This window comes from Cupriavidus sp. FW306-1B-F12B (genome assembly GCF_058781795.1).
In genome coordinates, this window is record NZ_JBYSXC010000001.1 from 606,551 (window position 1) to 620,369 (window position 13,819).

The window sequence follows — 13,819 nt, forward strand, 5'->3', positions numbered from 1 at the left end:
GGCTGGCTGGCGCACGCGCCGGCAGCGCCAGGTGTGGGGGGCGCGGGCCGGGCGCAGCGCCCTGTGGTGTCCGGTAGTGGACGGACGCTACGTTACCTGCGCTTCGTTACAGTTGCGTGAACAACAAAGCGGTGCCTGGCGATGAATCAGGCGTGCAAGTAAACCGCTCTACGCACAGGCATGACCTGGCTTCTGGCCGTGCGTCTCAATGAAAATCCCGGCTCCCCACCATCAACCGCCCCAGCATCGGACTTAAATCCACCAGCTCCTTGGCCACCAGGTGGCGCACGTCGCCCTGGCGCTGCCAGGTGCCGACCACGCCCAGCAGCGTGGCGCCCAGCACCTCCTTGCGCTGGCGCTCGACCAGGTCGGGCCACAGGATCAGGTTGACGGAGCCGGTCTCGTCCTCGATGGTCGCGAAGATGGTGCCGCTGGCGGTGGATGGGCGCTGGCGCACGGTGACGATGCCGCAGGCGCGCACGCGGCGGCCGTTGGCGCAGCGCGCGAGCTGGCTGGCGGTGGCAAAGCGCATCGCCGCCAGCTTGTGCCGCAGCAACGCCAGCGGGTGCGACTTGAGCGACAGGCCCAGGCTGGCATAGTCCGCCGTCACGTCTTCGCCGAGCCGGGGCGCGGGCAGCGCCAGCGCGGCTTCGGCGGGCGGCGCTTCGTACAGCAGGTCGCGGTGCGCGGCATGCGCGGCGGCGGCGCGGGCCTGCCAGCGGGCCTGGCGGCGGTTGCCGGCCAGCGGCGCCAGTGCGTCGGCGGCGGCCAGCACGTCGATGTCGTGCCGGTCCAGGCTGGCGCGCAGTGCCAGGTCTTCGACGCTGTCGAACGGACGCTGGGCGCGCGCGGCCTCGATGCGCAGCGCGGCCGCTTCGCGCATGCCCTTGACGCGGCCCAGGCCCAGGCGCACGCGCGGATGCTGCGGCCTGGTGCGGGCCTGCGCGTCGGCGACATCGGCCTCCACCGGCTCCAGCGTGCTGTCCCAGCGGCTGATGGTGACATCCACCGGCAGCACCTGCACGCCATTGCGGCTGGCGTCCTGCACCAGTTGCGACGGTGAATAGAATCCCATCGGCTGGCTGTTCAGCAGCGCGCACAGGAAGGCGGCCGGATGATGGCACTTGAGCCAGGCGCTGATATAGACCAGCTTGGCGAAGCTGGCGGCGTGGCTCTCGGGGAAGCCATACTCGCCAAACCCCTCGATCTGCTTGCAGATCGCCAGCGCGAAGGATTCCGGGTAGCCGTTGCCGGTCAGCGCGCGCACCAGCGCATCCTGGTGCTGGCGCAGGTCGCCGCGCCGCCGCCACGCCGCCATCGACCGGCGCAGCTGGTCGGCCTGCCCCGGTGAAAAGCCAGCCGCGTCGATGGCCAGCTGCATCACCTGCTCCTGGAAGATGGGCACACCCAGCGTGCGGCCCAGCACATTCTCGATCACCTTGTTGAAATAGGCCGGCGGCTGCTGCGTGCGGCGGAAGGCCTCGCGCCGTTTCAGGTAGGGATGCACCATGCCGCCCTGGATCGGGCCGGGCCGCACGATGGCGACCTCCACCACCAGGTCGTAGTACTGGCGCGGCTGCAGCCGCGGCAGCATCGATTGCTGCGCGCGCGATTCGATCTGGAATACGCCGATGGTCTCGGCCTTGCAGATCATGTCGTAGGTGTCCGGGTCTTCCTTGGGGATGTCTTCCATCCGCGTCGGCAATGCAGCGCGCGCCAGGTCCGGGTTGGGGATCATCTCCAGCGCGCGCCGGATCGCCGACAGCATGCCCAGCGCCAGCACATCGACCTTGAGCAGGCCCAGCGACTCCAGGTCGTCCTTGTCCCACTGGATCACGCTGCGGTCGGCCATGGCCGCGTTCTCGATCGGCACCAGCCGCGACAGCTTGTGCTGCGCGATCACGAAACCGCCCACATGCTGCGACAGGTGGCGCGGAAAGCCGCGCAGCTGCGCGGTCAGGCTGGCCCACTGCTGCACCGCCGGCGATTCGGGATCGAGCCCGTAGCGGGCGATCTTCTCGACAAAGCCGCGGCCGCCGTCCCACCAGGCCTGGCCCTTGACCACCTGCTCCACCACGCTGGCGTCGATGCCCAGCGCGCGGCCCACGTCGCGCAATGCGCTGCGCGAGCGGTAGGTGATCAGCGACGCCGCCAGCGCGGCGCGGTGGCGGCCGTATTTCCTGTAGATGTACTGGATCACCTCTTCGCGCCGCTGGTGCTCGAAGTCCACGTCGATATCGGGCGGCTCATCGCGCTCGCGCGACAGGAAGCGGCCGAACAGCAGGTTGGCCTGCTCGGGGCTGACCTCGGTCACATACAGGCAGAAGCACACCAGTGAATTGGCGGCCGAGCCGCGGCCCTGGCACAGGATGCCCTCCCCGCGCGCAAAGCGCACGATGTCGTGCACGGTCAGGAAGAAGGGTTCGTAATGTTTTTCTTCGATCAGCTGCAGTTCTTCTTCGAGCTGTTTCTCCCACTCCGGCTTCAGGCCGTTGGGAAAGCGCTCATGCTTGCCGCGCGTGACCTCCTTGCGCAGGTAGGAGATCGGCGTCTCGCCGGCCGGCACCAGTTCCTCGGGATATTCATAGCGCAGCATCCCCAGCGAGAAATCGCAGGACTCGGCAATCTTCAGCGTCTGCGCCAGCGCCTCGCGCGGGTACAGGCGCGACAGCACCTGGCGCATGCGCAGGTGCTGCTCGGCATTGGGCGCCAGCGCCATGCCGCATTCGGCCAGCGGCTGGCCCAGCCGGATCGCGGCCAGCACATCGGACAGCGGCTTGCGCGAACGCACGTGCATGGTGACCGCGCCGGCCGCCGCCAGCGGCACGCCGGTCTGGGCCGATACCGCTTCCAGGCGCGCGCGGTGCAGCGCGTCGGCATGGCCCTGCAGCTGCTCCAGCGCAATCCAGGCACGTTCGCCGAAGACCGCGCGGCACCACTCGGCCTGCTCGCGCAGCAGTTCAGGATCGGCGCAATAGTCGGGCAGCAGCAGCGCCACGCAGCCGGGCATGCCGCGCAGGTGCGCTTCGTCGGCGGCGGGCGCGGCCAGGTCCTCGGGATGCAGCCGGTAGGTGCCCTTCTGCGCGCGCCGCCGGCCCAGCGTGATCAGCTCGCTCAGGTTGCCAAAGCCCTCGCGGTGCTGGGCGATCAGCACCAGCCGCAGCGGCGCGCGCTCCGAGCCATCGGCCGGGGTCAGGCTGAAGCGGCTGCCGATCAGCAGCGAGAAGGCATCGGCGGCGCGGGCCAGCGCCTGCAGCCGCTGGTGGCGGCTGGCGTGGGCATGGGGATCGTCAGCGCCGGCGTCAGGCTCTTCGTCATGGTCCAGCAGCGGCTCATCCACGCTCTCTTCGCCGCGTGCGGCGCTGCGCGCCACCGCGTCGTGCAGGCGCTTGCGCAGGGTCTCGATGGCATCGTGCGCGCGCGCGGTGCCGGCCACCGAGCATTCATCGGTCAGCGCCAGCCCGCTGTAGCCCAGGCCGAAGGCGCGCTCGATCAGCTCGCCCGGGTGCGAGGCGCCGGTCAGGAAGGTGAAGTTGGAGATGCAGTGCAGCTCCACGTAATCCGGCAGCGCCGGCAGCAAACCCGGCAGCGAGGCAGGCAAGGACAGCGCGCTCATGCGAACAACCCATGCAGGAACCAGCGGTACTCGCCGCCCTCGTCCTGCGCCGCATGGCCCGGACGTTCGCGAAAGATCCAGCAGCGCAGGCCGTCGGCGCGCTCGGCGATAAAGTAGTCGCGCGTGGCCAGCGCGCCGTCCCACCAGCCGGCCTCGATGCGCTCAGGGCGGCTCAGCAGCGCCAGCGGGCCGCCGTGGCAGGGCCGGTGGCGCTGCACCGGCAGCGGCAGCGGTTGCGGCAGCAGCCACAGCGGGCGCTCCGGCTGCGGGCCCGGCAGGCTGGCGGCCTTGTTGCCGCCGGGTTCGTCGACCGGGCACCAGCGGTTGGCGCGCTCGGGCCGGTGGTCGGCCAGCGGCCGCGGCTGCAGCACGTTGTCGCGGCCCAGCCGCGCCATCAGCGTATCGAGCAGGCGGCCCAGGTCTTCCGGCGTGCCGCCGGGCTCGGGGAACAGCGCATCGCTTTGCGGCACGCATGCGGCCATCGCCTCAACGCGCAGCGCCAGGCCGGTCACGGGGGCGTGGAAGTTGAGCTTGTCGAGCTTCTCGCGCAGCAGCCGCGACAGGTGCGCGGGATCGCGGCTGGGCTGGGCCAGGCCCACCGGCACCTCGGTGCCGTCGGTGTCCACGCCGCGCCGGTAGCGCTCATGCTCCAGCACCAGCACGCAGCGCGTGACGCCGGCCTGCTGCACTGCCAGCCAGCCGGCCAGCGCCAGCAGCAGGCGCTGCGCGCCGGCCAGCACGCCCTCGGCGGATTCGATGCGGCCCGGCAGGTCCATGCGCTGCGCAAACGCGGGCGGCGCCACAAACCAGACGAAGCGCGCCGGCGCCTCGCCATAGGCCTGGTCCAGCCGCGCCAGCAGCGCCGGGCCCAGCCGGCGCGTCAGGCCCGCGCGCGGCAGGCGCCGCACCTCGCCCAGGGTGCGGCAGCCGATGCCGTCCAGCCAGGCCGGATCGGCCAGCGTGTGCAGCGCCTCCACCGGCAGGCGGTCCAGCAGCCGGTGCAGGCGCGCCATGCCCACCGCGCGGCGCCCGGGCCGCACCACGCCGCGCCGCGTGCGCCGCAGTGGCTGGCGCGCCAGCCACGCGGCGCCGTGCGCGGTCGGGCCTGAGCCCACCTGGGCAAAGGTGCCAAGCTGGCGCACGCAGGCACGCACCGCGCGGCACAGCGCGCGGTGGCCGCCAAACAGGCGCAGGCTGGCGGTGACGTCCAGCATCACCGTGGCCGACTCCGGTTCCTCGTCGACGGACACGCCCGGCGTGAAATGCAGCAGCGCCAGCGCCACCGCCTCCATCAGCGATGCTTCCGCGGCGAGGTCGCGCTCCAGTTGCACGATGTCGGCCGACCGCGCCTGCACGCCGCCGCGGCGCATGCCGTAGCGCACGCCGAGCTGCATCGCCGGGCCGTTGGCCAGCACCACCTGCTCGCGCGCCATCACCGCCACCGGCAGCGCATGGTGCAGCGTGGCGGTGGCGGCAGGCGGGCTCGCGGCGGGCGCCAGCTCAGGCCAGTTGGGCTGCAGGGCGTCCAGGGGCAGGCGCGGCAGGTGCACCGCGATCCAGTACGGCATCGGAAGAAGATGGAGAAGACGATTCAGACAAGGCAGGCGCACCTGCCGGGACAGGCCAGGCGGCTGCGCGCGTGGCCGCCGCCATCCCGTCCAGGCGCAGCAGCAGCGGCGTGTCCCGCACCGGCCCGCGCCGCTTGTGGAAGGTGATCGACAGCACATTGCCGGGCAGCGGCGCCAGCAGCAGCCGCAGCACCGCCGGCGACGACTCGCGCAGCGCCGTGGCCGGGCGCAGCGCCCATGCCACCGCGTCGCCGGCCTGCGCCAGCACCTGCAGGCGGCGCAGCGCCTCGGGGCGGGCCGCGGGCAGCCAGACCAGCACGCCGCCAAAGGCCTGGCTGCGCAGCACCTGCTCGGCCGCCCACAGCATGTCGGCCTGTTGCGCGGCCTTGCCGGCGCCGGCCGGGGGGCGCATCCAGTAGAGCTGGCGCGCCGGCAGGCCGGCCGCGGCCAGCCCCATCGCATTGGGCAGGTAAGGCGGCGCCACCAGCGCAATACGGCGCCCGGCCCCGGCCAGCGCGCGCAGCGCCGGCAGCAGCAGGCGCAGCTCGCCCGCTCCACCCTGCGCCGTCAGCAGCTCCGTCAGCCCGCCCGCCGGCCAGCCGCCGCCGGGCAGCTCGGCCGACAGCGCGTCATATCCGGTCGGGCATACCGCCGCACCGCCGGCACGGCCCAGCTGGCCGGCCCGCCACAGCCCGGGATAGCGCTGCTCGAGCGCCGACAGCGCCTGCTGGCGCGAGGCCGGGGCAGACGGGGCAGGCTCCGGGGGCGCCGGCGCTGGGAAAAGAAGGCCCTCCGCCGTCATGGGCGGGGCTGCGTGCGATTGCGCAGTCATGTGGAGTTGGTGTCGCTCGCCGGGGAGGGCGAGGAACTAGTAGGTTTACGATAACTGTATATTTATACAGTATCTGGTGCCAGCGCAAGGGGTAGCGGCAAGGGGTGGCTTGGGGGACCCCGGGGAAGTGAGACGGGCGGGCGGCGGCCGTCTTCATTTGCTCCACCCGGTTTCATGCCGGGCGGCGGTTCGCAATAGAAAGTAATTCGATAGTATTATTTTCTAGAGATATAGCTACTATCGAATGATACACACCTGGATATCGGCGCGCCGATGTATCATACTAGAACATGCATACATCAGTGAAATAATGCTATGTCATTAGTTTCTCAGTGCCGCGACATGCGGGAAGCCAGAGGCAAGACCCTGACCGAGATCGGGCGGGTGCTGGGCATGGCAAGCCAGAACCTGTCGGCGATCCTGCTGGGGAAGAAGGACAGCCGCGCATCCACCCTCGAAGCCCTGGCGGCCGCCCTGGACGCGGAATGGGTCCTGGTGCCCAACGAGCGGGCACAGGAAGTCAGGCAAGTCCTGGAAGGCAAAGGCAGCGGGCCCGACCGCAGTGCCCGCAGCGCAGTCGACATCTTCCTGGACCAGGAATGAGCTACGAACTGCATCCGCGCTTTCTTGAGGTCCGGCTCTACGACCAGCTATGCGGCTACCTGTGCGAGGCCAGCGGCAATGTCCGGTTCGTGCCATCCGAAGCCTTTCGGGGCGACACGCGCCGCCCCACGCTGAGCCTGTCGATCAGCGTCCCGACCGAGGCCGGCCGCAAGGCCACCGCCGAGGTGCTGGACAACCCCTTTCATCCTGCCGTCTACAGCACGGGCCATGAACTGCCGCCCTACTTTGCCGGCCTGCTGCCCGAGGGCGAACTGCGCAAGCGGCTCGAGGCAACGCGGAGCAATCCCGATGACAAGGACGATTTCGGCATCCTGGCATCGGCCGGCAATGATCTCCCCGGGGCCGTCGTCATCGTGCCGGCGGACATCGGCGCCTTGCCGGAGTATGCGCGGACGTATGGCGTGACCGGCGGCGCGGACAACCTGGAAATTGCCGTGGTGGAGGGCGCCACCCAGGGCGCGGCCTCGGTGTCCGGCGTGCAGAACAAGCTGGCCCTGTCGACGGTGCTGCAGGACAAGCGCTACACCCTGCCAGCCAAGGGCAGGCTGTCCGACATCATCGCCAAGCTTCCTGCCAGGAACGATGATTCGCAGGTGTTCAACGAATCGATCTCGATGCAGCTTGCGGCCGCCGCCGGCGTCCATGTCGCGCCGACCAGAGTGCTGCCAGTCTCGACCATCGAGGTCGAGGGACTGGTTGAATCTCTGGGCGAAAACCTGCACTACCTTGCGGTGGACAGGTTTGACCGCACCCCGGCCGGGCGTGTGCACGCCGAAGACGGCTGCCAGATGCTGGGCAGGATGCCAGCGAAGAAGTACGCCGGCATCGAGAGCTACATTCAGCTCGTTGCCGCCCTGTATCGCCTGAGCCCGAGCGGGGTCGAGCATGCGCGGCAGTTCTTCCTGCGCCAGGCGGTCAACACGCTGATCGGCAACAGCGATGCGCACCTGAAGAACTTCTCGGTGACCTATCACAACGGGGTCCTGCCGGAACTGTCACCGGCGTACGACATCGTCTGCGTGGCCGCGCTTCCCGGCTTTGCGACCTATGGCCAGAACGTTGCCATCGACAAGCGGCAGCGTGAAGAAACCCTGGCAACGTACGAGACCATCGCGGAGAAGGCCGGCGTCCCGCGGCGCATTGCGACCGCCGCCGTCAGGGAAGCCGTCGCGCTGGCACATGCCAACTGGCCGCGCATGCTGGACGAACTGGACGCGCCGCAGGCGATCCGCAATGTCGTTGCCGAGCGCCTGCAGACGCTGCCGCTTGCACGGGCCGGCAGGCCGGCCCGGTGAGGCGCTCGCCACCCACCCCTCACGGCGCCTGCATCGACACCCCGTAGCCGGCAAAGATGCGCGCCAGCTCGCCATTGCTGCGCAGCGCGCTCAACGCCTTTTCCAGCGCTTCGGCCAGTTCCCGCTCGCCTGCCTTGACCGCCATGCCGACGGCCCACCCGCGCCGCGGCAGCAGCGGCGCGCTGGGTTCCGTCGCGGCAAAGCGCGCCCCGGATTGCCCCGCGGCCTTGAGCGCGCTCTCGTATTGGGCGCGCGTCACCATCGCCGCCGCGATCTCGCCGGAGAACAGCGCGCGCAATGCCGCGTCGGCTTCGGGGTAGATCCTGACCTTGTCGCGCAAGGCGCCGCCCGCGCCGGACAGCAGCGCATTGGCCCCGGCCGAACCGGCTGCGGCGCCGGTCGGCTGCCCGGCCAGGTCTTCCAGGCCGCGCACCGCCGGCACGCGCTCGCGGTCCTGCACCAGCACGAAGGTCTCGCGGTAATACGGCGCGAAGATCAGCGCCTTGTCGTTCTCGCGCATGAAGGCGCGGTCGACCGGCACGTGCAGCATTACGTCGGCCGGTCCGTAACCAAGGTAATGGCCGCGCCAGACCATGGCACGCAAGTCGTCAGCCATGCTTTCATCGGCATCGAACGGCATCAGCGCCACCGACAGGCCCAGCTCCTTGCCCAGTGCCCTGGCCAGGGCCACGTCGATGCCCGCGGCCTGACTGCCCGCGATCGCGGAGAACGGCGGCAAGCCTTTGTAGACCGCCACCTTGAGGGTGCCGGTCTGGCGGATCCTGGCCAGGTCGGCCTGGGCCGGTTGCGCGCAGAAGAGGAGCGCGCCGGCAGCCAGCATGGCGCCGCACAGCCAGCGCACGGCGCCTGCCGGCGCCGCCGGCATGGGGGACACGGAATGCCTGAGGCCGCGGACAGGGCTGGCGGGCATGGGATGGCTCCTGGAAGATGCGTTGACCCGGCACTGCGGGCCGGGGCTGGACAACGTGAAGGACTGCCGGCGCAGCCGCCTCTTACTCGTGGCGCGACTCCAGGTAGGTCTTGATGGCCCACACCGCCTCCTGGCTCAGCACGCCGTCGAACGGCGGCATGTAGACGCGGCCGTCGCGCGTGCGGCCCTTGCGCACGGTGGTGGTGTAGAACTGCGAAATCTCGCTCATGCACGCCTGCTTCTTCTTTGCATCCGCCAGTGAGACGCAGTCGCCGTCAAGCTTGCGCAGGTCCGGCGCGATGCCCCCTGACACCGCTTCCAGGCCATGGCAGCGCGCGCAGTTCTGGTTATAGGCCGAGCTGCCGATGCGCAGCGCCTCCTTGTGCGCATCGCCGCTGCGGTAGGGATTGTCCGGGCGCCATTCGTCGCCCAGCTGTGGTAACGCTTTGGTATCGACGGCCTGGGGCGTGACGTCGCCATGGGCCAGCACGGAGCCGGCCGGGACGGCGGTCAGGGACGCGCAAAGCGCGAGCAAGGCAAGCAGGCGGCGCTGCGTTTTCATGGATGTCTCCTACAGTGGACGGGTCTTGGTTGTTTGCCCTGTTTCCGCAAGAGCCATACCAGCCAGCCGGACCAGGCCCGGAGGCGCCTGCAGGCAGGCTTCACCGCGCCGCCATGGTTCAGTGCAACGCAGCATCGCGGCACGGGTGTCCCGGATTGCCACACCCTGGCAAGTGTTTTGCTTCATGACGCAACACTGTCGACCATGCGCCCCGGCGACGCCGACAGCGACCCGCGCAAAGATCGCGGGCGGACTTTCCACAGGAGACAGAGAAATGACCTTCCAGCCGGAACCGGCCCGCCCCGCGGCGGGCGCCCCGGGTGACACGGGGCAGCCCGAGCGCGACCAACTGATTGCCCAGGCCCACCAGCGTTCCGAGTCCTATGGCCTGCGTCCCTATGAATCGCCCGACTTCTGCCCGGTGCTGCAGAGCGAGCTGAAAACGCGGATCGAGCGTAGCCAGTCGCTGTTCGCCTATGCGCTGCCGGTGATGGAAACGCTCTACGACCAGATCGTGAATACGCAGAGCATGGTCATCCTGACCGACGCCGATGGCCTGATCCTGCACTCGATGGGCGATGACGACTTTCTGGCCCGGGCCAACCAGGTCGCGCTGCGCCCGGGCGCGGAGTGGTCGGAAGCGCGCCGCGGCACCAACGCCATCGGCACGGCCCTGGCCGAGAACCGGGCCACGCTGGTACACGGCGCCGACCACTTCCTGGAGGCCAACCAGTTCCTGACCTGCTCGTGCATGACCATCCTCGACCCTTACGGCAAGACCGTGGGGGCGCTGGATGTGACCGGCGACCAGCGCGGTTTCCACAAGCACACCATGGCGCTGGTGCGGATGTCGGCGCAGATGATCGAGAACCAGCTGTTCGGCAACGCCTTCCGTGACATGGTGTGCATCCGCTTCCATTCGCGCGCGGAGTTCCTGGGCACGCTGGTCGAGGGCATCGTCTCCTTCACGCCCGGCGGGCGCTTCCTGTCAGCCAACCGCAGCGGGCAGTTCCAGCTTGGCCTGTCCAATGGCGCCCTGCATGCGCACACCTTCTCCTCGCTGTTCGGGCTGTCGATGTCGCAGCTGTTCGACGCGGTGCGCGCGGCTCATGCGGGCATCGTCCAGCTGCACCTGCCCAGCGGCGTCAAGGTCAGCGCCCGGGTCGAATGGAAGTCACCCGCCGCATCGTTGCCGGGCAACACCGATGCCGGCGACGCAGTCCAGCCTGGCACGGCCGCCGCACCGCGCAGCCTGGCCGCAGGCCCGGCCCCCTCCCCCGGGCTGGACGACCTGGACACGGGCGACGCGCACATCCGCGCGGTCATCGGCAAGCTGCGCAAGGTCATCGGCAAGGATATTCCGGTGATGGTGCTGGGCGAGACCGGCACCGGCAAGGAACTGATGGCGCGCGCCATCCACGCCGACAGCCCGCGCCATGCCGGGCCGTTCATTGCGGTGAACTGCGCCTCCATCCCGGAAAACCTGATCGAATCCGAGCTGTTCGGCTATGAAGAAGGGGCCTTCACCGGCGCCCGCAAGAAGGGCGGCATCGGCAAGATGCTGCTGGCCAACGGCGGCACGCTGTTCCTGGACGAGATCGGCGACATGCCGCTGCATCTGCAAGGGCGGCTGCTGCGCGCGCTGCAGGAACGCGCGGTGTCGCCGCTGGGCAGCAGCAAGGTCATCCATATCGATGTCTCGGTGGTGTGCGCCACCAACCGCAACCTGCGTGATCTGGTCGCCAACGGCCAGTTCCGCGAAGACCTCTACTACCGCCTCAACGGGCTGGTGGTGCGGCTGCCGGCCCTGCGCGAGCGCGGCGACCTCGACGTGGTGGCCGCCAGGCTGCTGCGCCAGGAGCAGGCCGGCGTGCAACCCGGCGAGCCGCCCCGCATCCGCGAGTCGGTGATGGAGATGTTCCGCCGCTACCACTGGCCGGGCAATATCCGCCAGCTGGGCAACCTGCTGCGCACCGCGCGGCTGATGGCGGAAGGCGAAGCCGAGATCACCGAGGACCACCTGCCCGACGACTTCCTCGATGACTTGCGCGAGCGCCAGGGGCATGCGGCGGCGCCCGCGGGCCATATGCTGCCGCGCGCGCAGCCCACGCGGCTGGCCGATGTCGAGGCCATGGCCATTGTCGCCACGGTCAAGGCGCACAACGGGAATATCTCTGCGGCGGCCAAGGCGCTGGGGATCTCGCGCAATACGGTCTACCGGAAAATGGAAGAGGCCCGCGGGCTGCCCCACCAGGCCGGCTGATCCCGGCCACGCACCAGGGCAGCCGCGCGCTCAGGCCAGCGGCTCGCCCTGCATCCACAGGTCTTCGAGCTCGCGCCAGGCGCGCTGCAGGTTCAGCGGGTGGCCCGACTGGAAATGGCGCCAATGCCGGAACGGCTCCGCCGCCACGGCGTCGCTGGCGCGCGAGGCATCGCTGCCTGCGGCCAGCGCGGCGCCGATTCCGTGCGCCAGCGCATCCAGGTAGGCCAGCGTCGGCGCCAGCGTCTGGGCGGGCGTGCCCACCGCCGTGCCCACCACCGTGCGCGCCGGCAGCTCCTGCAGCCGCCGCAGCGCACGGCGCCACCCCTGCAGCGAGGCCTCGTGCATCTCCGGCACGCGCTCGCGGTAAGCCAGGCCACCCGCACACAGCAGCTGCAGCTGCGGCGCGTACAGCACCGTATCCGAGGCACTGTGCGCGTTCGCATAAACCTGCACCTGCCAGGTGGTAGCGCCGGTGTGCAGCCAGCCATCGGGCTGCAGCGCGGGCTGCGGCAGCACGATCGCGGCGCCGCGCATGGCACCGTTGCCGAGCAGCGTGGCCATGCGGGCCAGGCAGGCCGCGCAGCGTTGCCGCATCAGCGCAGCCGTGGCGGCGGAAGCCAGGAACACGGGCCGGGGCCGCAGCCGTGCGAACGCGGCATTGGCCAGCACGTTCTCCGGGTGGGCGTGCGTGTTGACCACCCAACGCACGGGCTGCGGCGTCAGCGCCCGGATGGCGCCGAGCAGCGCACCGCCCCACGCCGCCTGCGGCCCGGGGTCCACCACCAGCACGCCCGCACCGCTCAGATGGACCAGGGTCGGCACCACTTCGGCGGCGTTGGCGCGCGCCGCTTCGGCATTGCCGGCGCGGGCCACGTACACGCCTGGCTGCAGCCGCTCCAGCGTGACCCGCGTGCCGGCAGCGGCCGCCGGGCGCCAGCCGTTCATGGCCAGCGCAAGCGTGGCGCCAAGAAAGCCGCGCCGCGTCGTGGGCATCACCGCTGCCAGCCCGCGGCGCGGATCGCGGCCACCAGGGCGTCGCGCATGGCCCCGGCCGCCAGGTGTCCGCCGTCCACCCATGCCAGCCGTGCGCCCGGCATGGCGGCCTGCAGGCGCAGCGCGTTGGCGGGACGGCAGACCTTGTCGGCGCGGCCATGCAGCAGCGTCACCGGCAGGCCATGCGCGCCGATGACCCGCGCCGCGCTGAGCAGGGCCGGCTTGCCCAGTCCGGCCCGGTTGCGCAGGTAGTGCGCCTGGATCCGGTATTTGTTCACCGCGGCCATGCGCTCAGGCCGCGGCTGCCGGCGCGAATGCGACGCAGGGGAAAGACCCAGCAACGCCTGTTCGCTCGCCTGCCACGCCGCGGCAGTGTCCCGTTTTTGAACAGGCGTACCACTTTGCAACAGCCGTGACACAGTGAGCAGCCGCGCGCGCGCATCGGGCAAGCGCTCGCCCCATGCCTTGACGCAATGCAGCATGCGGCGGCCCCCATGGCGCGGTGAAAACAGCGCGAGCACATCGTCGCGGCCAGTCAGGAAGGTGCCGCGCAGGACCAGCGCCGCCACGGCGTGCGGGCATTGCGCCGCGTACGCCAGGGCAAGTGCCGCACCCCATGATCCGCCCACCACGCCCCAGCGCTCGATGCCCAGCGCGCGGCGCAGCTGCTCCAGGTCGGCCAGCAGCGCGCCCACGGTATTGCGGCGCAGGCAGCCGGCCGGCCTGGAGCGGCCGGCGCCGCGCTGGTCCGGCATCACCACGCGGTGCCGCCGCGGGTCGAACCACTGCGCCATGGCGGCAGAGCAGCCGCTGCCCGGCCCGCCATGCAGCACCAGCCACGGCTGGCCGTCCGCGGCGCCGGCCAGCCGCACATGCACGCGCTGGGCGTCGGGCGTACGCAAGTGGAAGGTGGTGGCCGCGTCGGAAAAGCCGGCAGAAATCGTTGATGCGTCGGGCATGGATGTTGCCTTGAGGGGATGCGGCAGTCGGGCGGCAGCCAGGCGCCGCTGCACAACGATATTCACTAACCATGCCACCCAAGGAGAGAGACATGCGCTGGACCACCCCCGCCTACACCGAGCTGCGGCTTGGCTTTGAAATCACGATGTACATCGCCAACCGCTGAACGTGCCAC

At 70.4% G+C, this 13,819-nt stretch carries 11 protein-coding genes; 4 read left to right on the top strand and 7 right to left on the bottom strand.

Annotated elements, in window-relative coordinates; translation table 11 throughout:
- Nucleotides 1-205: 205 nt before the first annotated feature.
- Genes AC3WLE_RS02750 through imuA form a run of 3 tightly spaced genes read right to left on the bottom strand, consistent with a single transcriptional unit; the run spans nucleotide 206 to nucleotide 5,986 of the window.
- Nucleotides 206-3,616 (bottom strand): error-prone DNA polymerase, encoded by a 3,411-nt coding sequence (locus AC3WLE_RS02750; RefSeq protein WP_492318599.1) that lies wholly within the window; start codon nucleotides 3,614-3,616, stop codon nucleotides 206-208.
- The gene (locus AC3WLE_RS02755; RefSeq protein WP_492357563.1) at nucleotides 3,613-5,184 is read right to left on the bottom strand and encodes a Y-family DNA polymerase; all 1,572 of its coding nucleotides are present in this window, start codon (nucleotides 5,182-5,184) and stop codon (nucleotides 3,613-3,615) included. Before AC3WLE_RS02755 ends, AC3WLE_RS02750 begins: the two co-directional genes overlap by 4 nt.
- Complete coding sequence (gene imuA / locus AC3WLE_RS02760; protein ID WP_492318601.1) at nucleotides 5,117-5,986, bottom strand: translesion DNA synthesis-associated protein ImuA; 870 nt, start codon at nucleotides 5,984-5,986, stop codon at nucleotides 5,117-5,119. The genes AC3WLE_RS02755 and imuA overlap by 68 nt, the downstream gene beginning before the upstream one ends.
- Before the next feature lie 372 nt (nucleotides 5,987-6,358).
- Between imuA and AC3WLE_RS02765 the strand changes: the two genes are divergently transcribed.
- Complete coding sequence (locus AC3WLE_RS02765; RefSeq protein ID WP_010809785.1) at nucleotides 6,359-6,619, top strand: helix-turn-helix domain-containing protein; 261 nt, start codon at nucleotides 6,359-6,361, stop codon at nucleotides 6,617-6,619.
- A complete protein-coding gene (locus tag AC3WLE_RS02770) occupies nucleotides 6,616-7,935 on the top strand; it encodes a type II toxin-antitoxin system HipA family toxin (RefSeq protein WP_492351737.1) in 1,320 nt (439 codons plus the stop codon). The genes AC3WLE_RS02765 and AC3WLE_RS02770 overlap by 4 nt, the downstream gene beginning before the upstream one ends.
- A 19-nt stretch (nucleotides 7,936-7,954) precedes the next feature.
- Here AC3WLE_RS02770 and AC3WLE_RS02775 read toward each other — a convergent pair whose 3' ends face one another.
- Nucleotides 7,955-8,866: a substrate-binding periplasmic protein gene (locus tag AC3WLE_RS02775; protein WP_492356194.1), complete on the bottom strand. Its 912-nt coding sequence runs from the start codon at nucleotides 8,864-8,866 to the stop codon at nucleotides 7,955-7,957.
- 82 nt (nucleotides 8,867-8,948) lie between these two features.
- Complete coding sequence (gene pedF, locus AC3WLE_RS02780; RefSeq protein WP_492318604.1) at nucleotides 8,949-9,428, bottom strand: cytochrome c-550 PedF; 480 nt, start codon at nucleotides 9,426-9,428, stop codon at nucleotides 8,949-8,951.
- Nucleotides 9,429-9,702: 274 nt separating this feature from the next.
- Between pedF and AC3WLE_RS02785 the strand changes: the two genes are divergently transcribed.
- Nucleotides 9,703-11,691, top strand: a complete 1,989-nt coding sequence (locus AC3WLE_RS02785) for a sigma-54-dependent Fis family transcriptional regulator (protein WP_492318605.1) — start codon at nucleotides 9,703-9,705, stop codon at nucleotides 11,689-11,691.
- Nucleotides 11,692-11,721: 30 nt separating this feature from the next.
- Here AC3WLE_RS02785 and AC3WLE_RS02790 read toward each other — a convergent pair whose 3' ends face one another.
- Together AC3WLE_RS02790 and AC3WLE_RS02795 are read right to left on the bottom strand one after the other, a co-directional pair.
- On the bottom strand, nucleotides 11,722-12,684 hold the full coding sequence (locus tag AC3WLE_RS02790) for an MBL fold metallo-hydrolase (protein WP_492356193.1): 963 nt from the start codon (nucleotides 12,682-12,684) through the stop codon (nucleotides 11,722-11,724).
- A complete protein-coding gene (locus AC3WLE_RS02795) occupies nucleotides 12,684-13,643 on the bottom strand; it encodes an alpha/beta fold hydrolase (RefSeq protein WP_492351733.1) in 960 nt (319 codons plus the stop codon). The genes AC3WLE_RS02790 and AC3WLE_RS02795 overlap by 1 nt, the downstream gene beginning before the upstream one ends.
- Nucleotides 13,644-13,735: 92 nt before the next feature.
- Here AC3WLE_RS02795 and pqqA point away from each other — a divergent pair, with 92 nt between their 5' ends.
- A complete protein-coding gene (pqqA, locus tag AC3WLE_RS02800) occupies nucleotides 13,736-13,810 on the top strand; it encodes a pyrroloquinoline quinone precursor peptide PqqA (protein WP_010809778.1) in 75 nt (24 codons plus the stop codon).
- Nucleotides 13,811-13,819: the final 9 nt, after the last annotated feature.

Coding starts and splice junctions, on each gene's coding strand:
- AC3WLE_RS02795 (WP_492351733.1), bottom strand. CDS start 13,643: ATGCCCGACGCATCAACGATTTCTGCCGGCTTTTCCGACGCGGCCACC.
- AC3WLE_RS02755 (WP_492357563.1), bottom strand. CDS start 5,184: ATGCCGTACTGGATCGCGGTGCACCTGCCGCGCCTGCCCCTGGACGCC.
- AC3WLE_RS02765 (WP_010809785.1), top strand. CDS start 6,359: ATGCGGGAAGCCAGAGGCAAGACCCTGACCGAGATCGGGCGGGTGCTG.
- AC3WLE_RS02790 (WP_492356193.1), bottom strand. CDS start 12,684: ATGCCCACGACGCGGCGCGGCTTTCTTGGCGCCACGCTTGCGCTGGCC.
- pedF (WP_492318604.1), bottom strand. CDS start 9,428: ATGAAAACGCAGCGCCGCCTGCTTGCCTTGCTCGCGCTTTGCGCGTCC.
- AC3WLE_RS02770 (WP_492351737.1), top strand. CDS start 6,616: ATGAGCTACGAACTGCATCCGCGCTTTCTTGAGGTCCGGCTCTACGAC.
- AC3WLE_RS02785 (WP_492318605.1), top strand. CDS start 9,703: ATGACCTTCCAGCCGGAACCGGCCCGCCCCGCGGCGGGCGCCCCGGGT.
- AC3WLE_RS02750 (WP_492318599.1), bottom strand. CDS start 3,616: ATGAGCGCGCTGTCCTTGCCTGCCTCGCTGCCGGGTTTGCTGCCGGCG.
- AC3WLE_RS02775 (WP_492356194.1), bottom strand. CDS start 8,866: ATGCCCGCCAGCCCTGTCCGCGGCCTCAGGCATTCCGTGTCCCCCATG.
- imuA (WP_492318601.1), bottom strand. CDS start 5,986: ATGACGGCGGAGGGCCTTCTTTTCCCAGCGCCGGCGCCCCCGGAGCCT.